Source organism: uncultured Kluyvera sp. (assembly GCF_902485085.1).
Classification (GTDB): domain Bacteria; phylum Pseudomonadota; class Gammaproteobacteria; order Enterobacterales; family Enterobacteriaceae; genus Kluyvera; species Kluyvera ascorbata.
Map to the genome: position 1 here is coordinate 179,182 of NZ_CABTJS010000004.1, position 24,183 is coordinate 203,364.

Sequence of the window (24,183 nt, forward strand, 5' to 3'; positions counted from 1 at the left end):
CTCAGAAGATGTCAGCTAAGGGTGATGGCAAAGTTTTTTGCCAGCGCCCTTCTTCCCGCATCGGTAAAACGCACTTCCCGATAGCCAGCAATTCGTTCAATCCAGCCATGATGCTCAAATACAGCTAATAACGCCGCACCGGCGTTGCCACCAAGATGCGGTCGTCGTTCGCTCCAGTCCAGACAGGCGCAGATCGTTTTGCGCCGGGTTTGTGTGTTAAGCGTGGCGCCAATTTGTCGAAACCCGGCTAATCCGACCGCTGAAAGCTCTGTGCCTTCCTCCGTAAACCAGCCCTTTTCCTGCATGAATGTATAGAGCCGGACGGCAACGTCACCGGCCAGGTGATCGTAGCAGGTTCGCGCTTTTCGCAAATGGACTGGGGTCGTAATTGGCCTTGTCGGCTGTGCTCGCATGGACACGCCCATCAGTATTTCCAGCAGCGTCGCCACCTCGTTTCCAGCGAGACGGTAATAACGGTGGCGCCCCTGAGATAAACAGCTAATTAATTGCCCCTGCACTAATTTTGCCAGATGGGCGCTACCGGTTGATGGGGAAATATCCGCGACGGCACTTAACTCAGTTGCCGTCCATGCTCGACCATCCATCAAGGCGCACAGCATGCTGACCCGCGACGGGTCAGCAATGGCGGCAGCCACTTCCGACATGGTGCTTTCAAGCGTCTTGCCATCAGCGTTGGCCGGGGCGATGTTAAGCGGTTTATTCATCCCATTGTCCGGTGGCTTGAGCGGCCAGTTCGTTATTATCGGTGAGTAAAATCAATCGATTGTCATGATCGCTGTATTGTACAAGTATGTTAATCCCGTGCTCGGACAGCGCAAAAGCAATATTGCCCAGTTCTCCGGGGCGCTCCTGCTTTAACCGCCGGATAAGCGGTTTGCTTACCTTGCTGACCGGTATTCCCGAGGCCTCTAGCACTTCCCTGGCCCGCTCGCCGTTCTTGACCAGAAAATGCGCATGGGATTCGTCACCGACGCTAAAAACGCCGCCGCCTTCAAGCCCTACGCCATTTTCCCCTAGCGTGGAACCTAAACGCGCCAGTTCTCCGGGACTATTACGCAGTATAACGTGGATATCAAACATGAGCGGCCTGCCTTGAGTCGGATGAATATTCACGAAGCACCTGGGCTACCCGAATACGGTAGTTGGCAAATATTGTTTCTTGCCCTTCTCTCTGTGCGGCCTGGTGCTGGGTATTTCTTTTCCACGCCAACACGGCGTCTTCATTTTCCCACCACGAGAGCGATAAGATTTTCCCTTCCGTCGTTAAACTTTGGAAGCGCTCGATGGCAATAAACCCTTCAACGTTGTCGAGCTCAGAACGAAGTTGGGCGGCAAGTTCAAGATATCGGGCCTGCTTTTCAGCAACGGCATTGGCTTCAAACAGTACGGCAATCATCGCGGTCTCCTCCAGATAAGTGAGACCACTATAAAGAGATGAAATGGCAATGCTTCGTTGGATAACGAAGTATGGCTGCGAAGTTAACGTAAATCATCCAGCAGGCTATCCACCCATTCAGCAAACACGCGAACCTTATGCGATAGATGTCTATGCGGATACATCAGCGAAAGCTGACGCCGCGGGCAAGGGTGATTGGGCAGCACTTCCACCAACTGACCCCTGTCGATATAGGGCTGTAAAAAGAAATTCATGCCCTGTAATAAGCCGAGCCCTGCGAGACCAGCTGAAATATACACTTCGGAATTATCGAGGATAAGTTTCCCCGGCAGCGCGATTTCCGCAGTCCCCGTTGCCGTTTCAAAACGCCATGGCATGATCTGTCGGCTGCTACTATTGATCCAATTTACCCCCTGGTGATGCGCCTTAAGATCATCCAGTGTTTCCGGCGTACCATATCGGGCCAGATACTCCGGGCTGGCGCAGGTCGTCATTTTAATATTCCCCAACGGTCGAGCGACATAATCGCCATCGTCCAGGTCACCCATGCGCAGCACGCAGTCCAGCCCATCGCGCAGCATATCCCGACGCATGTCTGAGCTGCTGAGGATTATCTCGAGATCCGGATGCCTGGCGTAAAACTGGGGTAATTTCGGCACCACCACCAGACGCGCAAAGGCGATGGGCATATCGACGCGTAGCTGACCATGCAACGGTTTTTCCGGTGCAAACGATGCCAGCAGATCGTCAGCCTGCGCCAATAGCGGCTTGCTGCGTCGGTAAAACTCTTCCCCTTCCGGCGTCAGATAAATACGCCGCGTGGTGCGCTGCAATAGCCTCACCCCGCTCTCTTTTTCCAACTGCTGTAAGGCTTTGGTGACCGCCGGTCGGTGCAGCTGCAAATTTTCAGCCGCCTTACTGAAGCTACCCGAATCAATAATCTCAATAAAAATCTTAATATTTTCAAATAGATTTATCTGCATACGGCATGCCTTTGTGGAGTAAGTTCTTATTGTTATTTATTTAATAATAGTGATGCACTTTTTTCACTATTTTTCTTAATAATAAAGACGCCTACACTGCACGCATACCAGCCATTTTGCGCTGCGATTAGGAGATAACATCATGAAAAATAACCGTATCAGTCAGATTCTTGGCATTGAAAAACCTGTCATTCAGGGACCGCTGTCATGGCTCACCGATGCCCGCCTGGTTGCGGCCGTCAGCAACGCCGGTGGTTTGGGAGTGTTGGGGCCAAACGCCGGTTTAACGGCGGAAACGGCGGTCTCTACCCCGGAAGCCACGGCGGAGAAAATGCGTGAAGAGATCCGTAAAACCAAAAGATTGACCGACAAACCCTTTGGCGTGAACCTGATCCCAAGCCCGGAGAACGATATCTGGACGCCGGGTATTCTACAGGTCATCAAAGAAGAAGCGGTAAAAGTGGTGGTGTATACCGGCTATGGCCAGGGGGCGATTATCCCCGCGCTGTTCGATGAACTAAAAGCAGCGGGTATTACGATTATCTACCGCGATATAAATCCTACCCCCGAAAACACCCGCGAAGCTGAGCGTGCCGGGGCGGATATTATCGTGGCAACGGGCTTTGATGAAGGCGGTACGCTGCCGGCGACGGCGCTCGGCACCTTTTCTATCGTGCCGCTGATTGCTGACGCTGTCGAACATGTCCCGGTGCTGGCCGCCGGAGGGATTGTTGATAAGCGCACGGCGCGAGCGGCACATGCACTGGGCGCAGAGGGCGTGTTTGCGGGTTCCGTCTTTATCAGTACCGAAGAAAGTCGCGTTCCCCAAACCATTAAGGACAAAATTGTCGAGGCAAACGGCCTGGATCTGAACCTGTTCCGCACCCTGCCTGACTACTATCGTTCACTGCCAGGCAAGCTGACGTCAACGCTGGTTGAAATGGATAAAGCCGGTGCCAGCAAGGAAGAGATTGCCCATGTTATGGGCGGGCTGCGCGGCCTGCGTCTGGGGATGCTGGAAGGTAATACCGATGAAGGCTATATCGCCCTGGGAACCGGCATTGGGGGTATCCATCACGTGACGAGCGTGGCGGACGTGGTAGAACAACTGACAGCGTAAGCCCCTATTCATGCGGCCTGGTTTCAGCCCGGCCGCATTGCTATCAGGCAAACTTCAGGTAGACCTGTTCTCCCTCAATTTGCACCGGATAGGTGGCGATTCCTTCGGTTAACGGGCTGCACATCGCTTTGCCGGTTTTGATGCAAAAGCGCCCCTGATGCAACGGGCACTCAATTTCACCGTCCTCCAGAAAGCCATCGCTCAAACGTGCATTGCCGTGAGAGCAAAGATTGGCGCTGGCAAACACCCCATCTTCAGTGCGGTACAGCGCAATATCATGACCGTTCACGTCAATGCCGATGACATCATCTTCCGGCAAGTCGGCGAGTTCAGCGGCTAAAATCCAGTTATCAGACATCTACTCACCTCAGATTGGATAGATTAAGGAGTTTGGCACCAGTTCGCTGTCGAAAATGCACAGCCGGCTGGCAAAACGCAGCCCTTCTGCCGTTTGTACGACCTTATCCAGGTAGTAACCCACGTTGAACACTTCACTGTGTCCATCCGCTTTGGTTCGAAAGATGGCATAGTTGGTGCGGGCGAAAATCCCTTCCTCGGTCATTGCCGTAATATGCGGAAGCCCCACCACGTGACGCTGATAGTACGGGTCGTGGAACAGCGTCTCGGCCACGCCGTAGACTCTATCTTTCAACATCCCTTTGCTTTCCAGATTGATGGTGGAGAGCGGCAGTTTGCGGTCGTAGTTTTCGCGTGGGATCACCTTATACACACAATCATCGGTGAAGAGTTCGGTCCATTTATCCCATTCGGCGCGGTCTACGATATCGCTATATTCCGTTTGCAGCGTGACCAGTTGCTGCCAGATTTCACTGTTAATCATCATGTTTTAAATCTCCAGCACGCCGCGCCAGTAGTGGTACATCCCTCGGATTAAGGTTTCCGAGACCATGTGATCGGTATTTTCATAGCCGGTGCCGCCCATTTCCGCGATGGTGCGTTGGGACGGGTTCTGGCGTAACCCTTGCTGGGAAAATTCAACCACTTCGCCATCGTCGGCGGAGACAAACCCCGCCGGGCCGAATAGATTCGCCTGCTTCAGGCGGCGCTGGGTCATCTCCTCGGAGTCATCGGCGAAACCGAAATGTGTCCAGACAAAATCGAATTCATTCGCCCCGCGGGGCTGGATATGACGCACCGACATCGAGTTCACGTTCTGCTGAATCACCAGGCTTGGGAACAGCGTCATCATCACCACCGTTGGGCCGTTCCACCACGGTTCCTCAACTACGTCGAGGAAGCTGGAGTCGTTCAGCTGCATCTGCTCTTTAAAGCTACTCACCCCTTGCGTTACCGCACTTTTCCCGCCGTTTCCTTTGCGGCTTATCATCGCCGCATGACGGTATTTATCATCCATTATCAGCTGCGAGCGGTTATCCGCGCGCCACAGGCCAAAGGTGACAAACCAGGTGTGCAGCAGCCCCGCGTGGTACGGATCCTTAATGTTTTCCTGCATCAGTTTCCAGTTGCCGGGAATGCGCTGGCGGTTATAGCCCAGCAGCTTTAGCTGACGGCCGCTGAATACGCGCTCGAAATAGGCCAGAATGTCCGGGCCGAGATAGTGCTCCAACTGTTCAACGTCGAATGAGAACGAGGCAAACACCACGCCGTTATGGCGGGCGACGTTGAGTTTTTTTAGCCCATGTTCAGACGGGTTAAAGTCTTTCGGCATGCCGCCGTTCACTTTGCCGTCCTGCTTTACGCCCCGTCGGAACGGCACGCCCTGCAGGTTACCGTCAAGGTCATAGTTCCACTGGTGATAGGGGCACACAAAGTCGGTGCGATTCCCTGATTTTTCACGACAAAAGCGCATGCCACGGTGGGCGCAGAGGTTCTCAACCACGTTGATCTCGCCCTGCTGATTGCGCACCACGATGACCGAGCGTTCGCCAACCACGCTGCGAACAAAATCGCCCGGTTCAGGGATTTCAGCTTCCAGCGCCACGTAGCACCAGTGCTTCCCATAGAAGATTTTTTCCAGTTCGCGGTGGTAGATATCGTCGCGAGTGTAGGCCCAGAACGGTATCCGACTAGTGCCATCGTCAGGCCACAGTAAATTGTTTTGCGGTTCAGAGGTGAAGTTCATCGTGACTCCTTTTTGTTATCTATGCAGGTAAACGACATTACGATTGGTAATAAAACGCATCGGCGTGAATATCCTCTGCTCTTGCGCCCAACGCTTTTGCCTGAAGCGTCATCGCCTCAACCATCGCGGGCGGCCCGGCGGGATAAACCTTCCAGCCTGCCAGCGTCGGCAAATCCTGAATGACCGCAGCAGGTAATCTTCCGCTGCGGACACCCGATGCTGATGACTCCTGGCTTAACACCACTTGATATCGGAAGTTGCCGTATGTCTGTGCCAGCTCGTCCAGCATCTCAACGCCATAGAGATCTGCCGCCCAGCGGCTGCCGTAATAGAGGTGGATGGGGTTACGCATGCCGGCGGCCAGCGCGGAGCGGATAATGGATAGCTGCGGCGCAAGGCCCGTGCCGCCAGCGACGCAGAGTATCGGGCCTTCATGTTTCTGACGTAGCCAACTGGCACCCAGCGGGCCGTTGAGCTTGATGGCGGTACCTGGTTCGAGCGTTTCCAGTAACCCAGGTGTGACCCGTCCATCGGAGACGATACGAATATGAAACTCCAGTTCGTCATCTTGCGGACAGCCCGCCATGGAATAACTACGCTGGCCGCCTCCGGGAAACGTCAAACGGACAAACTGCCCAGCGGACCAGGAAAACGGCTTGGCGGGCTTCAGGCGTAGACGCCATACGTCGTGACAAAGCGTCGTAAAAGAGACAACCGTGGTTTTGAGGGTACGCGCTGGATGCACCACAACTTCATCCGCAGGCGGAAGCTCAATGACGCTCGGTGACAGCAACGTGGCGCAGCAGGCCAGCACCTCACCCGTTTCCAGTTCTGGTGCATCGTCCGGCAGCGTATGAGCGACATCGCCAGATATCACCCGGCAGCGACAGGTCTGACAGCGACCGGCCATGCAGCTGTAAGAGATGGGAATTTGGTGCTCACGTAATACATCCAACAGATTACTGCCGGGGGTAACGGCGACCTGACGACGAGACGGCATGAAATCCACTTGCATCACAGTTCCTTACCATTAATGTTGTTATTTTGTTAATGAATCGTATAAAGAAACGGAGCGGTGAGATATACCGTGTGGTTTATAGCGGTTATTAATCGGATTGATAACGATATCTATGTCACGTTTAGCTGAATTCGACCTGAACCTGCTGGTGCTCTTTCGCCATATGTACAATGAGCGCCATACCGGCAGAGTCGCCGAAATGATGGGCCTTACCCAACCTTCCGTCAGCCATGCTATTAAGCGCTTGCGGACGATGCTGGGCGATGAGCTGTTTGAAAAAGCATCCCGAGGGATGCGCCCTACGCCATATGCGGAAGCGATTGCCGGTGATGTGGATGAAATTCTCTGCGCGCTGGAAAAGACGCTGAGCTACCGCAATAGTTTTAACCCGTGGGAAAGTCAGCGTGAGTTTCGCGTCGCGATGACCGACCTTGGGGAAATTTACCTGCTGCCCAGGCTGATGAATTTATTGAGCAAAGAAGCGCCCGGCGTGCGTATCACGACGGTTCGTGATACGGCAGTACCGCTAAAAACAGAAATGGAGAACGGTGGCGTGGATCTGGCTATTGGTCTGCTGCCGCAGCTTGAAGCCGGGTTTTATCAGCGGCGGCTCTTCGATCAGCGCTATGTCTGCTTAATGCGTAAAGACCATCCGCTGAGCAACCAGCCCTTTGATGAGGCCGCCTTTCGCGAGGCGCAGCATATCAAGGTCATGGCGCAAGACTCCGGCCATAAACGTATTTTTGAACTCTTTGCCAAAGCCGGTATTGCCGACCAGGGGCAACTGTGTGTCCCCCATTTTATGGCGATTCCTTATATTCTGAGCGAAACCGATTTTATCGTCACGGTGACTGAAAAACTGGCGTTACAGACAGCGCAACGGTTTGGGCTGGTTATCCGTCCATTACCTTACGATCTGCCGACTATCCAGATTAACCTGTTCTGGCATAGCCATGTGCATCAGGATGCAGCCAACACCTGGTTACGCCGTTGTTTTATGCGTCTGTTTACCGAGTAACTAACCGTTTTTAAGTGACACTGTCACTTATTAAGCCTTTCAATCCGCCGGGTAATAAAACCAGCTTCGTCAGCACGATTCGGGAACCAGCATGATCATTTTCAGCGCTCGGTTGCTTGCCAACTGCCAGCTGAGCTGGCGATAGGTCAGATCGCCTCGCGTGGCATGATGAAAAACACGCGCGCCACCTTCCCGCACGATAACCTGCTGTTGGGACCAGAATTCACGAAAATCACTGCTGTTTTCACTCATCTGCTGCACAAACGCGTTGAGCGTGGTGTCGTTAGGATAATGAATAGCATCAGAACGAAGCTCCGCGACAATACGGCGAGCACGCACCTCCCAGTTATCGACCAACGTCCGGGCGAGCGGGTTCAGGAACATAAAGTGCATCATGTTCGGGGATTTTTCGCTATCGAGAAAGCCCTTAAACAACGTTTCGGCACCTTTATTCCATGACAGCACCTGCCAGGTGAGATCCAGTAAATAACAGGGCTCTGACACGGCGTATACGGCGGACAAAATGGTCTGCTCGACTGCGGGAACCTGCTCAACCAGCGGATCGCTTTTATGCGCCAACAAAAAAAGATATTCCCGCTCAGCAGGCTTGAGCTTGAGCGCAAAGGCAATTCCTGACAGCGTTTGAGCCGAAACGGTGATATCGCGTCCCTGTTCAAGCCAGGTATACCAGGTGGTGCTGATCCCACTCATCTGCGCCACCTCTTCCCGGCGCAGCCCTTTTGTTCTCCGGCGCGAAAGCACCGGGATCCCCAGCATTTCCGGCGAGGTATTTTCCCGTTTAACGCGTAAAAATGTCCCCAGCGCTTCTGGCCCTTTCAGTCCCGTGTTGTCCATGGTAGTAACTCGATATACCAGTATAAGTGCCAATATTGTACCCGTATTAATCCCGGCGTATAGTCCGTTTTAACAAGAACATAACAACAGAGGAAGACCGGTATGAGCAACCATCATGAAGCATTAGTGAAGTCCCAGTTTAGCGGTCAGGCTGCCGCTTATTTGCAGAGTAACGTCCACGCCCAGGGGGCTGATTTACGTCGTCTGGCCGAATGGCTGGTCGATGATACGCAAGCACGCCTGTTGGACGTCGGCTGTGGTGCCGGGCATGCCAGCTTTACCGCCTCTCCTTTGGTCGCTGAGGTCACCGCGTATGATTTGTCCGAAGGGATGCTGGAAGTTGTGGAACAGGAAGCCCAAAAGCGCGGGATGGGTAATATCAGCTGTGCACAAGGTCCGGCGGAAATTCTGCCTTTCGCGGATAACAGCTTTGATATTGTTATCAGCCGCTACTCTGCGCACCACTGGCATGATATTCAGGCGGCGTTGATGGAGATTCGCCGCGTCCTCAAACCTGGCGGCCGTTTTATCCTGATGGATATCGCGTCTCCGGGCAAAGCAATGCTCAACGTCTGGTTGCAAACGGTCGAAATGCTGCGTGATCCATCGCACATTCATAACTACTCTCAGGGTGAATGGTTGTCGATGGTCAACAATCGCGGGATGGTGGTGGATAAATTGGTCGGCGATAAACTGCATCTGGAATTTTCATCCTGGGTGGCTCGAATGAAAACGCCAGAAAATATCGTCGAGGCTATCCGCTATTTGCAGGATAAAGTCTCTGATGAAGTGCGCACGCATTTTGAGATTGCCGCCGACGGTAGCTTTGTCAGCGACACCATTATGTTTCAGGCGCGCTAAGTGCGGTTTGTCGCCAGGCTTTTGGGGATAAACCGGTTTCCCGCTTAAACGCGTTGCTAAACGCGCTAACCGAGGCGTACCCGAGCGTTTGTGCCACTTCAGCCACCTGCTCGCTCGCTTCGCTTAGCGCCTGTTTGGCAAGCCGCATGCGCCACTGTGTCAGATAGGCAATCGGGGTCATGCCTGCGGTTTGTCGGAAATGCTGCGCAAATACCGTACGCGACATGGCGCAGGCCTTTGCCAGTTCCTCCAGGTGCCACGCACGAGCCGGGTCGCCGTGCATCAGCTGCAACGCTGGCGTTAAGCGGCGGTCGCCCAACACCCGAAGCCAACCGACGGGCAGCGTCTCGTTATTCTGCAAGTGAGCGCGTAGGATTTGCACAAATAGCAGCTGCGCCAACTGCGTTGAAACCAGCTGTGAACCGGGCTGATGTTGAACACGTTCTTGTACTAGTTGATCCAAAAGCCAGCGGAACGATGAGGCCTGCGCTGAGTTTGCCGGTACATGAATCCACGGTGGTAGCACGTGGGTCAGCAACTTACCGCTGGTCGGGTTCAGCAGAACGTGACCGCCGATATGTTCAATGTCATTGCCTTCACCGATGGGCGCATGCGGTTTGCCCGCGCCAAAGAACACGCTCATGGCATCAATAGGCTCGACGTCCGGATGGCTTGCCAGCACAAACTCGCGCTTCGCGCTGAGTAACCCGACATCACCGGTTGCGAATAAGATGGGTTCCGGTTCCCCTTCCAGCAATACCCAGCACTGACCGCGAAGAATGGCGAAGAATTTGATTTTATCTGGCGCAGGAAAACGCAGCGCCCACCGACCACCGGCGGTGAATCCACCGGTTACCAGCGATTCGGCATGCGTCAGTTTGAGGATGTCTGAAAACGGATCAATGTTCATTTCCGTACTATCGCGCAACTCAGACGCACTATCAAGCATTCACAATCTGACTACCGCTGCTTACTCTATGTCATATACCCATCGCATAAAGAGAATTGCATCATGAGTAAAGCACGCGTTTTAGTCACCGGCGGCACCGGTTTTATCGCTCAACACTGCATTATTTCCCTGCTTAATAACGGATATCAGGTACGTACCACCGTACGCTCCGCTGAGCGTGAAGAAGAGGTTCGCCGCAATTTACAGCAAGGCGGCGTTGAACCTGGCGCCGATCTTTCGTTCGTGGTGGCGGATCTGACCGCTGACAACGGCTGGGACGATGCCGTTGCGGGTTGTCGCTTCGTGATGCACGGTGCGTCTCCAACTCCTTCCGGCAGCCAGACTCAAGAGGCCGATTGGGTGAATCCGGCCATTGACGGCAACCTGCGCGTACTGCGCGCCGCCCGCGATGCAGGCGTACAGCGCGTGGTGTTAACCTCGGCGTTTGGCGCTATCGGCGTGGGCCACCCGGCCGATTACCCTCGCCCATTTACCGAAAACGACTGGAGCGATGTCAGTGGCGATGTCTGGCCATATCAGAAATCAAAAACGCTGTCCGAACGCGCCGCGTGGGAGTTCATCGCCCGCGAAGGCAACGGTCTGGAGCTGTCGGCGATTAATCCGGTCGCGGTGCTGGGGCCTGTATTGGGCGCTGACTATTCTCACTCCACCCGCATTATCAAAAACATGCTCGATGGCGAGCCGGGTTGCCCGAATATCAACTCCTGCTTTGTGGACGTGCGTGATGTTGCCGAACTGCACCTGTTGGCGATGACGCATCCGGCGGCCAACGGTGAGCGTTTTCTTGCCAGCGCTGGGCACAGCTTGACTATCCTTGATGTGGCGAAGACGCTTCGCCAGGCGTTGGGGGATGCGGCAAATAAAGTATCGACGCTGCCGATGAGCGATGAAATGGTACGCGCCGCAGCGCAGAAAAACCCGGTAATGCTGGGAATGGTAAAACTGCTGGGGGTCGATATGAACGTGAGCCATGAAAAGGCGACGACGTTACTGGGTTGGAAACCGCGTTCCCCGCAGGCGGCGATTGTCGCCACCGCCGAAAGTCTTATTACACTTGGCCTGGTGTAGGCCTGATAAGCGCAACGCCATCAGGCATTGCCCGGCACATTGCAGGATGTGCGGCAAAGACTAATCCGGCCGACCATAACGCCTTAATTAGTTACAGTGTCACGATTATGTCCCCGACCTTTTATATTGATGTGTTTCCCGGCGTCGCTGCGCTCAGCCGGGGAAGCCTTAAGCCTGACAAAAGTTATGCGCTCAATGTCGCCATATCGATAACAAAACGGTACTTCACATCGCTTTTGAGCATACGTTCAAACGCATCGTTAATGTTATGAATATCAATCAGTTCTATATCGGCAGTGATGCCATGTTTACCGCAAAAATCGAGCATTTCCTGCGTTTCGGCAATCCCGCCAATACAGGAACCGGCAATAGAACGGCGACCCAGCAATAGCGGCAGCGTGCTCGACTCCGGCATATCGCCCAGCAGGCCAACAAAGACCAGCGTGCCGTCGAGCGTCAGGGTTGGCAGATAGGGATTGACCTCGTGAACGTACGGTACGGTATCAATAATCAGATCGAACTGATTTTGCACTTTCGCCATCTGGGCCGGGTCAGTAGACACCACGACGTGATGGGCACCAAGGCGGCGGGCATCCGTCTCTTTACCAGGAGAACGGGTAAACAGCGTGACTTCCGCGCCCAGCGCGCTGGCCAGTTTGATGGCCATGTGCCCTAACCCACCTAACCCTACTACCGCCACTTTACTGTTGGCACCCACCTTCCAGTGACGCAGCGGCGACCAGGTGGTGATACCGGCGCACAGCAGCGGCGCGGCACCTTTTAAATCCATATTTTCCGGGACGTGCAGCACAAAATCCTGGCTGGCAACAATCGTCTGAGAATAGCCGCCATAGGTGGTGGAATGGTCGTGACGATCCTGACCGTTGTAAGTCTGAACGTTACCCTCTTCACAGTACTGCTCAAGCCCGTGCTGGCACGGCTGGCAAACGCGACAAGAGTCAACCATGCAGCCAATCGCGGCCAGATCGCCCTGTTTAAACTTGGTCACACTCTTTCCAACGGTACGTACGCGACCGACAATTTCATGCCCGGGAACAATCGGATAGGTACTGAATCCCCAGTCGTTGCGCGCCTGGTGCAGGTCCGAATGGCATACGCCGCAGTAGAGAATATCGATAACCACGTCATCCGGGCGCGGTTCGCGGCGCTCAAAGGTGAATGGCGCTAGCGGTGTCGATGGGTTTGTAGCAGCATAACCTAACACTTTCATGACGTTACCTCGCATTACGTGTTTCATTTTCAGCCAGGGTACAACCTACAGCACATTGTTCACTGAAACTATGCCCACTGTTGCAATACCGTCATGAGCTTAGTTCATGAATACATCCCCGCCTTCACCATCGCACAAAGGGTTAATTGGCGATGTTATAAGCAATCGTGCGTTTTTTTGTGCTCTTACGCCCAATTTGTCAGCATCGTGTTAATCGTTGCTCTATAATCTTGCGCGCTGCAGTTTCTACCGGCCCGGCAAAGATGGCTGGATTGAAAGACAACGGAGTTACGTAAGATGTTACCAGGCAATAAAAATCGTTCCCTTTATATCCCCTATGCGGGGCCGGTTCTGTTGGAATTTCCCCTGCTGAATAAAGGCAGCGCGTTCAGTATGGAAGAACGCAGCAACTTCAACCTGCTCGGGCTGCTGCCTGAAGTGGTTGAGAGCATTGAGGAGCAGGCCGAACGTGCCTGGATCCAGTACCAGGGTTTTAAAACTGAAATCGACAAGCATATCTACCTGCGCAATATCCAGGACACCAACGAAACGCTGTTCTATCGCCTGGTAGAAAATCATCTTGATGAGATGATGCCGGTTATCTACACCCCAACCGTGGGTGCTGCTTGCGAACGTTTCTCTGAGATTTACCGCCGCGCCCGCGGTGTCTTTATCTCCTATCAGAATCGTCACAATATGGACGATATTCTGCAGAACGTACCAAACCACAATATCAAAGTGATTGTGGTGACCGACGGTGAGCGTATTCTCGGCCTGGGCGACCAGGGCATCGGCGGCATGGGTATTCCTATCGGTAAGCTTTCCCTGTACACCGCCTGTGGCGGCATCAGCCCGGCCTATACGCTGCCGGTAGTACTGGATGTGGGTACCAATAACCAGCAGTTGCTGAACGACCCGCTTTACATGGGCTGTCGTAACCCGCGTATCAGCGACGACGAGTACTATCAGTTTGTCGATGATTTCATCCAGGCCGTGAAACACCGCTGGCCAAACGTGCTGCTGCAGTTTGAAGACTTCGCGCAGAAAAACGCGATGCCGCTGCTCAACCGCTACCGCGATGAGATCTGCTGCTTTAACGATGACATCCAGGGCACCGCGGCGGTTACTGCCGGTACGCTGATTGCGGCAAGCCGCGCGGCGGGCAGCCAGCTTAATGAGCAGAAAGTGGTCTTCCTGGGCGCAGGCTCTGCGGGCTGCGGTATCGCCGAGCAGATTATCGCTCAGATGCAGCGCGAAGGGTTGAGTGAGGAACAGGCGCGTAGCCGCGTATTTATGGTTGACCGCTTTGGCCTGCTGACCGACCAGATGCCTAACCTGCTTCCATTCCAGAGCAAACTGGCGCAGAAACAGGAAAAAATTCAGGGTTGGCAGCACGATAACGACGAGATTTCCCTGCTCGACGTGGTGCGCAACGTGAAGCCAAACATTTTGATCGGCGTTTCCGGCCAGACCGGGCTATTCACGGAAGAAATTATTCGTGAGATGCACAAGCACTGCCCACGTCCGATTGTGATGCCGCTGTCGAACCCAACTTCACGCGTTGAAGCCACGCCGCAGGACATCATCAGTTGGACCGACGGTCAGGCGCTGGTTGCCACCGGTAGCCCGTTCGCGCCGGTCACCTGGAAAGATACCGTCTATCCTATCGCTCAGTGCAACAACTCCTATATCTTCCCGGGAATTGGTCTGGGGGTGATTGCCTCCGGCGCGTCGCGTATTACTGACGAGATGCTGATGTCCGCAAGTGAAACGTTGGCCAAACACTCTCCGCTCGCGAACAATGGCGAAGGTCTGGTGCTGCCAGAGCTGAAAGACATTCATAAAGTCTCCCGCGCTATCGCGTTCGCGGTCGGTAAAATGGCCCAGCAACAAGGTGTCGCAACCAATACTTCCGCTGATGCCCTGCAAGAAGCGATTGATGAGAACTTCTGGCTGCCGGAATACCGCAGCTACCGTCGTACCTCCATCTAACTCGTAGCAAAATTGTAGCCCGGCCAAGCGCAGCGCCGCCGGGTTCATTCCTCGCTCTCCTGTAGAACAAAAGAAAACTGGCACGATAGTCAATGCTGATTATTTTACAGCCCATATAATGTATGTTGTAACTAATATTATATTCACTAGATTAATATTCACATGGCCGCTACACTGCCATTACCTTTCAACCTGACAACATTAAAAGGAGGTTAATTATGCTGTACTGTGAAATTTTCAATGTTTCACATACATTTGGTGATCGCACCAGCTCAAGCGTTATCGGTTTCATGCTGCGATAACTTCTGCTTGAGCGAAGACACCAATCCCTAAACCCTTCCCTCGGGCTTACTTAGTTATCGTCAGCGATGTTTGACGAGGCATTCACATGCCTGTAACTCTTGAGTAAGCAAATGAGCACATTATTAACTGCACAATCTCTTCATGTTGAGACGGCTTTCGGCCCTCTTTTTACAGACCTTTCTTTTACCCTGAAAAAAGGCGATCGCATTGGCCTTATCGGCTATAACGGCTGCGGCAAAAGTACCCTGCTACAGGTATTGGACGGCACGCTGATACCCTCTTCCGGGCGCGTCGCGTTGGCTAACCATTGTCTGATGGCTCGCGTAGAACAACATCTTCCCGCTGAACTATTCGACCGCACGCTGATCCAGGCCGTACTGGCACAGCTGCCGGAATTGGCTCGTGAAAGCCAACGCTGGCAAGCCGAGCGTTTGTTAACGGAAATGGGGTTCTCCCCCGCAGAGATAGATAACCCGGCGGCAACGCTGAGCGGCGGCCAGCACACGCGGTTGCTGTTGGCTCGAGCGCTCATCCTGCAACCGGATCTGCTGCTGCTGGATGAACCGGGCAACCACCTCGACCTGCCAACGCTGCTGTGGCTGGAGAACTTCCTGAATAGCTGGAGCGGCAGCTTCGTACTGGTTTCACACGATAATCCGCTACTGGATGCCGTCACTAATACCAGCTGGATTTTGCGTGATAAAACCCTGCACGCGTTTTCACTCCCCTGTACCAAAGCCCGTCAGGCGCTGGAAGAGCAGGATGAGAGCGATGCGCTGCGTCATAAGGCGGAACAAAAAGAGATCGACCGCGTCACCGCCAGTGCCAAACGGCTGGCCACCTGGGGACGGGTGTATGACAACGAAGATCTCTCGCGTAAAGCCAAGCAGATGGAAAAACAGGTTACGCGATTGAAGGAGAGCCAAACGGAACTCACCGCCGGCACACCATGGACGCTCGCGCTCCACGGCGATGCGCTGCGGGCAGACCGTCTGCTGGAAATGGACAATCTGTCCGTGCCACCTGCACCAGACCTACCGGCGCTGTTTACGACTGATATTGCGCGGCTACAAAGCGGCGATCGCGTTGCCATTATGGGACGTAACGGCGGCGGTAAGTCCTCGCTGTTGCGCCTACTGTGGCGGCAGATGCAGCAGTCGTCGGCCGATGCCGGGCTGAAGCTTCATCCGCGCCTGAAAGCAGGTTATTACGATCAGACGCTGCACCAGTTAGCCGACGAAGATAGCCTGCTGGACGCACTTGAAGCATTTGAACCGTATGCAGAAACCCGAAAACGCGCGCTGATTTCAGCGGGTTTTGGCTGGGCGCGGCACGGGCAAAAGGTCAGTACTTTAAGCGGCGGTGAGCGTTCTCGCCTGCTGTTCGTCGGATTATCGCTTGCCCGATACAGTCTGCTGTTGCTTGATGAACCCACGAACCACCTGGATATCGACGGTAAAGCGGCGCTTGCACAAACGCTTTGTGAGTATCCCGGCGGCGTGCTGTTGGTCAGCCACGACCGTCAGCTTATCAGCAATAGTTGTAACCGTTTCTGGTTGATTGACGAGAATGGCTTGAGCGAATGGCCGGACGCTGACGCGGTGTACGAGCAACTTCGCCACCGTGCTTGCCCGGACGCACCGCGCTCCGTCACCGTCACAGAAGGGAACGTCACAACCGAAGCTGATGACCTGCTAGAGCGCTTAATTGAGCTTGAGTGGCGGTTAGCCGAAGACCTTGCGCGTAAGCCAAAACATCAGAAGCCGCAGTTGCAGCAGCGCTGGCGTGAGGAGATTGCAACCATCAATAATCAGTTAGTTTAACCTACCCGTAGCCCGGCCGAGCACAGCGACGCCGGGTTTTCTCCCGACCCACTGATAATCCCGGAGTCGACGTTCCGTCTCGTCCGGGCTACGTTTTACTGTCGCTCACGTTCTTGATATCGTCGTAGTTTACTGATGAACAAATGATGACCGCTTGATGACAAAGTTGTTAACGCTCAGTGCTATCAATATGAAAAACCACTAGATTCTTCCCACCCTTCGGCTTGCAATTTTCGTCATTATCACTAATCATTAATGAGTATTATTATCAAATACATATTAACCAGGAGTAGGATATGAAGGCTGTTGTTGTCACACATGACCATCAGGTAAACGTCACTGAAAAAACGCTGCGCCCACTGCAGCACGGTGAAGCCCTGTTAGCGATGGAATGCTGTGGAGTCTGTCACACCGACCTGCACGTGAAAAACGGTGATTTTGGTGATAAGACTGGGGTTATCCTCGGCCATGAAGGTATTGGGATCGTCAAAGCAATCGGTCCTGGCGTCTCCTCTCTTAAAGTAGGCGACCGTGCTAGCGTTGCCTGGTTCTTCGAAGGTTGTGGCCATTGTGAATATTGTAATAGCGGCAACGAAACGCTGTGTCGTTCGGTGAAAAACGCAGGCTATACCGTCGATGGCGGGATGGCTGAAGAGTGCATCGTCACCGCTGACTATTCGGTCAAGGTTCCGGATGGCCTTGATTCCGCCGCGGCGAGCAGCATCACCTGTGCTGGCGTCACCACCTACAAAGCGGTCAAAATCTCGAAAATCAAACCGGGCCAGTGGATTGCCATTTACGGCCTGGGTGGTCTGGGCAACCTGGCGCTGCAATACGCGAAAAACGTCTTTAATGCGAAAGTGATTGCCCTCGATGTGAACGATGAGCAGTTGAAGCTGGCTAAAGAGATGGGCGCGGACCTTATCATCAATTCACGCAGTGAAGATGCCGCGAAGCAGGTGCAGGAACTGACCGGCGGCGCGCACGCTGCGGTCGTTACCGCCGTCGCGAAAGCTGCCTTTAACTCTGCGGTTGACGCCGTACGTGCCGGTGGCCGCGTGGTGGCCGTTGGCCTGCCGCCGGAAGCGATGAGCCTCGATATTCCGCGTCTGGTGCTGGACGGTATTGAAGTGGTCGGTTCGCTGGTCGGTACCCGTCAGGATCTGACCGAGGCCTTCCAGTTTGCTGCTGAAGGGAAAGTGGTGCCGAAAGTGGCGCTGCGTCCGTTAAACGACATCAACGCTATCTTCAAAGAGATGGAATTGGGCCAGATCCGTGGCCGTATGGTTATCGATCTTCGCCATTAATGCCCTGAGCCTCTCCCTCACAGGAGAGGCTACTCTCAGGCCGCCACCAGCTTCTGTTGCCGTTGTTGGTAACGCGCATAAAGCAGCAAAGACGACATCGCCAGGAACGACAGCGCCGCCGCCGGCAGTGCCACTGAACTCCAGCCGAAATTCAACGTGATCATCAGCCCCCCGAAGAACGCACCTATCGCGCTACCAAGGTTAAAAGCAATCTGACCACCCGCCGCCCCTAGCATTTCACCGCCCTTCGCGTTCTGCAGCAGCAAAATCTGCAACGGTGCGGAAAGCGCAAATAGCCCCGCACAGCAGATAAACGCCAGCACCAGCGACGCGATTTTAAAACCACCTAGCGCGAAGATCAGCAGTAGCGCGACCACGATAACGAAATCGGTTGTTGCCGCAATGCGCAGCGGACTGTAGCGTCCGGAAAGCTTGCCGCTGAGAATGTTACCCAGCACCATGCCCAGCCCCACCAGCATCATAATGAACATGATTGCACCTTCGGGGAAACCTGAGACGTTCATCATAAACGGCTTGATATAGCTGAACCATGCGAACACGCCTGCGTTACCAAACATAGTCGCCGCAAAGATTAGCCACGGTGCAGGACTTTTCAGAAAGTGGAACTGCTCTCGTAGGCGCGCGTCGGATTTATCAAACAGCGTTGGCACCCAGGCAATAATCGCCACCAGCACCACCACGTCAAACAGCGCAATCGCCAGGAAGGTATAGCGCCAGCTGAACTGATGACCCAGCCACGTCCCCGCGGGTACGCCAACCAGATTTGCCACCGTCATCCCGGCGATCATCCCCGCTACCGCCGCCGTCACCCTGCCCCGCGGCGCAATCTTCGACAGAATAATGGCCCCCACGCCAAAGAACGCCCCGTGCGGAAAGCCCGACACCAGTCGCCCAATAGCCAGCATTGTGTAGCTCGATGACACGGTAAAAATAACGTTACCCAGCACACAGAGCGCCGCCAGCAGCAGCATGATTGACTTCAGGGAGAAGCGCGTGGAAAACAGCGCAATAATCGGCGCACCGATCACCACGCCGAAGGCATACCAGGAGATCATATTGCCTGCCGCCGGGATCGAGATCCCCACATCACGCGCCAGTTCCGGCAGCACGCCCATAATGCCAAACTCTGCCATCCCCAGGCCAAACGTGCCCAGCGCCAGCGCAAAAATTGTCTTTTTCATCCCTCTAATCACTTGTTTCTGTTGAGTTTGCAGAGGGGCATTATTGACCATTCATAGGGAGCAGACCAGACAAAAAGGTGCGGTAACGGGTTTATCCATATATACAGTGTGAATGATTCATATACGATGCCGATATTAGTGCGTAATGCAACAGAAGAATATTTTCTGGAAGGCGGCGCGCAAAGGCTGAATCAGGCTAATTGTGTTTTAGCGAGAACGGCGGATAATCGTCCTATTCTTTACAAGGAGGTCATAATGAAATCAAACAACACGGTTAAGGAAATGCCGAAAAAAACCATTCCAAACGGCTCAGTGAGTAACACCTCGCCTGGAGATATCGGTCAACTCAACAACGCTAACGAAGATCGTGAATTTATCAACAGAATGAACGCGTTTACGCAAATGACAGGGCTGTTATCCGATGATCCTTTTTACGAGGTACTTTAATGTGCCAACAGTTTGATGTTTATCGAAATCCATCGGAGAGGACCCGTCTTATTCATCCGTTTATTATGGTGATCCAACATGACTATTATGGCGATCTGTCAACACGCCTGGTACTTCCTTTAAGTAGTAATGCTTATTTAAACGGTTATTACCATCAGGCAACGCCGTTGGTGAATATTGACTTCCAGACAGTAGTAATCAATACGCCATCGATGACCAGCATAGATAAAAGGAAGCTTAGCAACCGCTATTTTGTCTGTAATTTACGCCATGCTCGTTCAAGCGTGATATCGGCAATTGATGCTCTCGTCACCAACACTTGAGTATATTGAGATCACAAACAAAAAGAGCGGCTCAACGCTCCCCATCAAGGGGCATCAAACCGCTCTTCACTTCCGGAAAAAATCCCTACTTCATCCCTTCCGAACTCTCTTTCTTCGCCTCTACTCGCTCCACTTCACGATACCAGCGCGGATGGTGTTTCTGCGCCCAGCGGCGACTCACCTTTCCTTCAATCATCCCTTTAATCGACCCTTTGACCCAGAACGCCATATACATATGGATAAGGATCGCGTGGATCAGAATGATAGCGGAAGCGGCGTGAATCAGCAGCGCGTAGCGAATCACCTGAATCGGGAAGAACGGCGCAAAGTAAGGACGCCAGATAATCACCCCGGTCACCAGCAGCACGAAAATCATGCTCATGATGGTCCAGAACATCATCTTCTGCCCGGCGTTATATTTCCCGACCTTCGCTACCTTATGCTCGTTACCTTTCAGGACTTCGACAATCCCCAGCACCCACGGAATATCCTGCTTATCCGGAATGTTGTGATGCACGAAGCGGGCAAACATAAACATCAGCACCACGAAGATCAATACGCCGAAGAACGGGTGCAGAATACGCCCCATCTGCGGCGTACCGAAGGTTTCAGTCAGCCATTGCAGCGTCGGGAAGAAGAACGAAATCCCCGATACCGCCACCAGGAAGAAGCAAATAGCCACCGTCCAGTGACAGGCGCGATCGACAAACTTCGTGCGCACAATCATTTTCGACTTACTCATGGCCATCCTCCTCTTCATCATCATCCACTTCTTTGTTCGGGCCAATACCAATGTAGTGATAAATCAGCCCGGCAAAGGTGGCGATAAAGCCCGCTGCGGAGAGCGGTTTCAGCGCTCCTTTCCACAGATTAATGCTGGTATCAATGGCCGGATCCTTCGGCAGCTTGTGATACAGCTCTGGCTGATCCGCATGATGCAGTACATACATCACGTGCGTTCCGCCCACGCCTTGCGGATTATAGATACCGGCATGCGGGTAGCCGCGTTTCTTAAGCTTATCGACACGCTCCTGCGCCACGTCCAGCATCTCTTTCTTGGTGCCGAAGTGAATAGCACCGGTCGGACAGGTTTTCACGCAGGCCGGTTCCTGACCCACGCTCACGCGATCCACACACAGGGTGCATTTATAAACGCGGTTATCCTCTTTATTGAGGCGCGGAATATTAAACGGACACCCGGCGATGCAGTAACCGCAGCCGATACAGTTTTCCTGCTGGAAATCGACGATCCCGTTAGCGTACTGAATAATCGCCCCGGCGGACGGGCATGCCTTCAGGCAGCCCGGATCTTCACAATGCATACAGCCGTCTTTACGAATCAGCCACTCGAGCTTGCCGTTCTGTTCGGTTTCGCTAAAACGCATCACCGTCCAGGACTTGGCGCTCAGGTCCGCCGGGTTATCGTAAACCCCGACGCAATGCCCCACTTCGTCACGAATATCGTTCCACTCGGAGCAGGCCACCTGGCAGGCTTTACAGCCCACGCAGGAGGAGACATCAATCAGCTTGGCAACTTCATCCTTATAGTCCCGCGCACGAGGCGCGGGCGTAATCGGGTTAGTTGCAGAGCGTTTAATAATGTCTTGTGTTTCCATCGCCATTTAAACGCTCCTTACGCTTTCTCGATGTTAACCAGAAACGCCTTATACTCCGGCGTCTGCGAGTTGGAATCGCCGACGTTCGGCGTCAGGGTATTGGCGATATAGCCTTTACGCGCCACGCCCTCAAAGCCCCAGTGCAACGGAATACCGACGGTTTCGACCTGCTGCCCGTTCACGTTCAGGGTTTGCAGACGACGCGTCACCACCGCCACCGCGCGAATAAAGCCACGCTTGCTGCTGACGGTAACGCGATCGCCGTTGGCAATGCCTTTGGCTTTTGCCAGTCCTTCACTTATTTCCACAAACTGTTCCGGCTGCGCAATAGCGTTCAGACGCGCATGTTTAGTCCAGGTATGGAAATGCTCGGTCAGACGATAGGTGGTGCCGACGTATGGGAACTTATCTTTCTTCCCAAGACGTACGGCATCTTCTTCGTACAGACGAACCACCGGGCTCGAAATGACGTTCGGGTGCAATGGGTTAGTCCCCAGCGGCGTTTCCATCGGCTCGTAGTGTTCCGGGAACGGCCCTTCTGCCAGCTTATCGAGCGCAAACAGGCGGCCCAGGCCTTCCTGCTGCATGATAAACGGATTGGTTTTGCTACCCGGCGGCGCGGTATTAAAGTCCGGAATGTCGTTACCGGCCCATTTAGTACCATCCCACTGGATCAGCATCCGTTTCGGATCCCACGGTTTGCCGTTAACGTCCGCCGAGGCACGGTTATACAGCACGCGACGGTTCAGCGGCCATGCCCATGCCCAACCCAGCGTATTACCCAGCCCTGACGGGTCGGCGTTATCGCGGTTGGCCATCTGGTTACCTTTTTCGGTCCAGCTACCGGTGTAGATCCAGCAGGAGGAAGCCGTAGTACCGTCATCGCGCAGCAGCGCAAAGCTATTAAGCAGCTGACCTTTTTTCGCCACCAGCACGCCGTTGGCGTCATACAGGTCGGCCAGCGCGTAGCCGTTGTTCTCTTTCGCGACTTCTTCAGACTCAGGGCTCTCCGGCTGTTTGTAGTTCCAGCCCATTTTCAGCAGCGGTTCAACGCCTTTACCACCTTCGTTGCGATACATCCCGCGCAGACGGTGATAAATACCGGCCAGAATCTCGCCGTCGTTACGCGCTTCACCCGGAGCGTCCTGACCTTTCCAGTGCCACTGCAGCCAGCGGCCGGAGTTGGCAATAGAGCCATCTTCTTCGGCAAAGCAGGTCGACGGCAGGCGGAACACTTCAGTCTGAATCGTTGATGGGTCAACGTCGTTAGACTCGCCGTGGTTCTGCCAGAAGGTCGAGGTTTCGGTCACTAACGGGTCGATAACCACCATGTACTTCAGCTTGCTTAAGCTGCGTACTACCTTGTTTTTGTCCGGGAACGACGCAACCGGGTTAAAGCCCTGGCAGATATAGCCGGTGACTTTGCCGTTATCCATCATGTTGAAGTATTTGATAACGTCGTAGGCCTGATCCCATTTCGGCAGCCAGTTAAAGCCCCAGTCGTTATCTTTCGTCGCCGCATCGCCGTAAAACGCCTTCATCAGACTGACGAAGAACTTCGGATAGTTGCTCCAGTAGTTCACCTGATCCGGCAGCAGCGCTTTTGGCGTATTGGCGGCCAGGTAGGTTTGCAGATCCGCCTGTTTGTCTGACGGCAGCGTCAGGTAACCGGTCAGGCTCGTCGACAGCAGACCTAAATCGGTTAAGCCCTGAATGTTTGAGTGACCGCGCAAGGCGTTCACGCCGCCGCCTGCCATCCCCATATTTCCGAGTAGCAGCTGAATCATCGCCATGGTGCGAATGTTCTGCGCCCCAACGGTGTGCTGCGTCCAACCCAGTGCATACAGGAAGGTTGTCGTACGGTCTGCCGCACTGGTTGAAGCCAGCACGTCGCACACTTTCAGGAAGTCCGCTTTCGGCGTCCCGCAGATGTTTTCCACCACGTCCGGCGTATAACGGGAAACGTGCTGCTTCAGCAGGTTCCACACGCAGCGCGGATGGGTCAGCGTTTCATCGCGTTTGGCATAGCCGTTTTCATCGTACTGATAATTCCAGGACGATTTGTCGTACTGGCGCTTCTCGGCATCGTAGCCGCTGAACAGGCCGTCTTCGAAGGCAAAGTCATCCCGCACCAGCAGGCTGGCGTTGGTGTAATGCTTAACGTATTCGGCGTTGATCTTATTGTTTTCGATAAGATACAGCAGTACGCCCGACAGGAAGGTAATGTCGGTACCGGAACGAATTGGCGCATAGATATCGGCCACCGACGCCGTACGCGTAAAGCGCGGGTCGACGACGATAAGCGTCGCATCGTTGTTGTTCTTCGCTTCCATCGCCCAGCGGAATCCCACTGGATGGGCTTCTGCGGCGTTACCGCCCATCACCATCACGACGTTAGCATTTTTAATATCAACCCAGTGGTTGGTCATCGCACCGCGACCAAATGTTGGAGCAAGACTTGCTACCGTTGGTCCGTGTCAGACGCGCGCCTGGTTGTCTACCGCCAGCATGCCGAGCGAGCGCAC

24 protein-coding genes are annotated in these 24,183 nt (G+C 53.9%); 9 read left to right on the forward strand and 15 right to left on the reverse strand.

What is annotated here, in order from left to right; all coding sequences use genetic code 11:
• Positions 1–11 precede the first annotated feature (11 nt).
• The 4 genes from RDN66_RS01230 to RDN66_RS01245 all read right to left on the reverse strand — a co-directional run bounded on the left by RDN66_RS01230 (position 12) and on the right by RDN66_RS01245 (position 2,394).
• Positions 12–725, reverse strand: a complete 714-nt coding sequence (locus RDN66_RS01230; RefSeq protein ID WP_308537467.1) for a metalloregulator ArsR/SmtB family transcription factor — start codon at positions 723–725, stop codon at positions 12–14.
• Entirely contained in the window at positions 718–1,101 is a 384-nt protein-coding gene (locus RDN66_RS01235) for an amino acid-binding protein (protein WP_202218044.1), read from the reverse strand. The genes RDN66_RS01230 and RDN66_RS01235 overlap by 8 nt, the downstream gene beginning before the upstream one ends.
• On the reverse strand, positions 1,094–1,417 hold the full coding sequence (locus tag RDN66_RS01240; RefSeq protein ID WP_202218043.1) for an antibiotic biosynthesis monooxygenase: 324 nt from the start codon (positions 1,415–1,417) through the stop codon (positions 1,094–1,096). The genes RDN66_RS01235 and RDN66_RS01240 overlap by 8 nt, the downstream gene beginning before the upstream one ends.
• A gap of 83 nt (positions 1,418–1,500) precedes the next feature.
• Positions 1,501–2,394 carry a LysR family transcriptional regulator gene (locus RDN66_RS01245; protein ID WP_202218117.1) on the reverse strand — a complete coding sequence of 298 codons (894 nt, stop codon included), beginning with the start codon at positions 2,392–2,394 and terminating at the stop codon, positions 1,501–1,503.
• Positions 2,395–2,542: 148 nt separating this feature from the next.
• On the opposite strand from RDN66_RS01245, the gene RDN66_RS01250 reads away from it, so the two are divergent.
• The gene (locus RDN66_RS01250; protein WP_202218042.1) at positions 2,543–3,520 is read left to right on the forward strand and encodes a nitronate monooxygenase family protein; all 978 of its coding nucleotides are present in this window, start codon (positions 2,543–2,545) and stop codon (positions 3,518–3,520) included.
• A gap of 43 nt (positions 3,521–3,563) precedes the next feature.
• Here RDN66_RS01250 and RDN66_RS01255 read toward each other — a convergent pair whose 3' ends face one another.
• Genes RDN66_RS01255 through RDN66_RS01270 form a run of 4 tightly spaced genes read right to left on the reverse strand, consistent with a single transcriptional unit; the run spans position 3,564 to position 6,639 of the window.
• Positions 3,564–3,878, reverse strand: coding sequence for a non-heme iron oxygenase ferredoxin subunit (locus RDN66_RS01255; protein ID WP_035896118.1), 315 nt, complete (start codon positions 3,876–3,878; stop codon positions 3,564–3,566).
• 9 nt (positions 3,879–3,887) lie between these two features.
• Positions 3,888–4,364, reverse strand: a complete 477-nt coding sequence (locus tag RDN66_RS01260; RefSeq protein WP_227675167.1) for an aromatic-ring-hydroxylating dioxygenase subunit beta — start codon at positions 4,362–4,364, stop codon at positions 3,888–3,890.
• Between the two features lie 3 nt (positions 4,365–4,367).
• Entirely contained in the window at positions 4,368–5,624 is a 1,257-nt protein-coding gene (locus RDN66_RS01265; protein ID WP_202218041.1) for an aromatic ring-hydroxylating dioxygenase subunit alpha, read from the reverse strand.
• 37 nt (positions 5,625–5,661) lie between these two features.
• On the reverse strand, positions 5,662–6,639 hold the full coding sequence (locus tag RDN66_RS01270; protein ID WP_202218040.1) for a 2Fe-2S iron-sulfur cluster-binding protein: 978 nt from the start codon (positions 6,637–6,639) through the stop codon (positions 5,662–5,664).
• A 115-nt stretch (positions 6,640–6,754) separates the two neighbouring features.
• Here RDN66_RS01270 and RDN66_RS01275 point away from each other — a divergent pair, with 115 nt between their 5' ends.
• Positions 6,755–7,660: a LysR family transcriptional regulator gene (locus tag RDN66_RS01275; protein ID WP_202218039.1), complete on the forward strand. Its 906-nt coding sequence runs from the start codon at positions 6,755–6,757 to the stop codon at positions 7,658–7,660.
• A 69-nt stretch (positions 7,661–7,729) separates the two neighbouring features.
• Here the strand turns inward: RDN66_RS01275 and RDN66_RS01280 are convergent, their stop codons facing one another.
• Positions 7,730–8,515, reverse strand: coding sequence for a helix-turn-helix transcriptional regulator (locus RDN66_RS01280; protein ID WP_202218038.1), 786 nt, complete (start codon positions 8,513–8,515; stop codon positions 7,730–7,732).
• 102 nt (positions 8,516–8,617) lie between these two features.
• Here RDN66_RS01280 and RDN66_RS01285 point away from each other — a divergent pair, with 102 nt between their 5' ends.
• Positions 8,618–9,376, forward strand: a complete 759-nt coding sequence (locus RDN66_RS01285) for a class I SAM-dependent methyltransferase (RefSeq protein ID WP_202218037.1) — start codon at positions 8,618–8,620, stop codon at positions 9,374–9,376.
• On the opposite strand, the gene RDN66_RS01290 is transcribed toward RDN66_RS01285, so the two are convergent.
• Positions 9,357–10,286 (reverse strand): AraC family transcriptional regulator, encoded by a 930-nt coding sequence (locus tag RDN66_RS01290; protein ID WP_227675166.1) that lies wholly within the window; start codon positions 10,284–10,286, stop codon positions 9,357–9,359. The genes RDN66_RS01285 and RDN66_RS01290 overlap by 20 nt on opposite strands.
• A 102-nt stretch (positions 10,287–10,388) precedes the next feature.
• On the opposite strand from RDN66_RS01290, the gene RDN66_RS01295 reads away from it, so the two are divergent.
• Positions 10,389–11,414, forward strand: a complete 1,026-nt coding sequence (locus RDN66_RS01295) for an aldehyde reductase (protein WP_202218035.1) — start codon at positions 10,389–10,391, stop codon at positions 11,412–11,414.
• Between the two features lie 184 nt (positions 11,415–11,598).
• On the opposite strand, the gene RDN66_RS01300 is transcribed toward RDN66_RS01295, so the two are convergent.
• Entirely contained in the window at positions 11,599–12,645 is a 1,047-nt protein-coding gene (locus RDN66_RS01300) for an NAD(P)-dependent alcohol dehydrogenase (RefSeq protein ID WP_202218034.1), read from the reverse strand.
• 297 nt (positions 12,646–12,942) lie between these two features.
• Between RDN66_RS01300 and RDN66_RS01305 the strand changes: the two genes are divergently transcribed.
• The 3 genes from RDN66_RS01305 to adhP all read left to right on the forward strand — a co-directional run bounded on the left by RDN66_RS01305 (position 12,943) and on the right by adhP (position 18,070).
• A complete protein-coding gene (locus tag RDN66_RS01305) occupies positions 12,943–14,637 on the forward strand; it encodes an NAD-dependent malic enzyme (RefSeq protein WP_035896108.1) in 1,695 nt (564 codons plus the stop codon).
• A gap of 413 nt (positions 14,638–15,050) precedes the next feature.
• Positions 15,051–16,763 carry an ABC-F family ATP-binding cassette domain-containing protein gene (locus RDN66_RS01310; RefSeq protein WP_202218033.1) on the forward strand — a complete coding sequence of 571 codons (1,713 nt, stop codon included), beginning with the start codon at positions 15,051–15,053 and terminating at the stop codon, positions 16,761–16,763.
• A gap of 296 nt (positions 16,764–17,059) precedes the next feature.
• The gene (gene adhP, locus RDN66_RS01315) at positions 17,060–18,070 is read left to right on the forward strand and encodes an alcohol dehydrogenase AdhP (protein ID WP_308537469.1); all 1,011 of its coding nucleotides are present in this window, start codon (positions 17,060–17,062) and stop codon (positions 18,068–18,070) included.
• 35 nt (positions 18,071–18,105) lie between these two features.
• Here the strand turns inward: adhP and araJ are convergent, their stop codons facing one another.
• The gene (araJ, locus tag RDN66_RS01320) at positions 18,106–19,272 is read right to left on the reverse strand and encodes an MFS transporter AraJ (RefSeq protein WP_248538886.1); all 1,167 of its coding nucleotides are present in this window, start codon (positions 19,270–19,272) and stop codon (positions 18,106–18,108) included.
• 126 nt (positions 19,273–19,398) lie between these two features.
• Here araJ and RDN66_RS01325 point away from each other — a divergent pair, with 126 nt between their 5' ends.
• Together RDN66_RS01325 and RDN66_RS01330 are read left to right on the forward strand one after the other, a co-directional pair.
• Positions 19,399–19,719: a hypothetical protein gene (locus RDN66_RS01325; RefSeq protein ID WP_202218031.1), complete on the forward strand. Its 321-nt coding sequence runs from the start codon at positions 19,399–19,401 to the stop codon at positions 19,717–19,719.
• Complete coding sequence (locus tag RDN66_RS01330; RefSeq protein ID WP_202218030.1) at positions 19,719–20,042, forward strand: CcdB family protein; 324 nt, start codon at positions 19,719–19,721, stop codon at positions 20,040–20,042. The genes RDN66_RS01325 and RDN66_RS01330 overlap by 1 nt, the downstream gene beginning before the upstream one ends.
• 85 nt (positions 20,043–20,127) lie before the next feature.
• Here RDN66_RS01330 and fdnI read toward each other — a convergent pair whose 3' ends face one another.
• From fdnI to fdnG, 3 genes are all read right to left on the reverse strand, one after another.
• Positions 20,128–20,784: a formate dehydrogenase-N subunit gamma gene (fdnI, locus tag RDN66_RS01335; protein ID WP_035896970.1), complete on the reverse strand. Its 657-nt coding sequence runs from the start codon at positions 20,782–20,784 to the stop codon at positions 20,128–20,130.
• The gene (gene fdxH / locus RDN66_RS01340; protein ID WP_035896968.1) at positions 20,777–21,664 is read right to left on the reverse strand and encodes a formate dehydrogenase subunit beta; all 888 of its coding nucleotides are present in this window, start codon (positions 21,662–21,664) and stop codon (positions 20,777–20,779) included. The genes fdnI and fdxH overlap by 8 nt, the downstream gene beginning before the upstream one ends.
• 11 nt (positions 21,665–21,675) lie before the next feature.
• Positions 21,676–24,183: formate dehydrogenase-N subunit alpha (gene fdnG, locus RDN66_RS01345; RefSeq protein ID WP_308537470.1), on the reverse strand; the 2,508-nt coding region annotated here is incomplete at its 5' end.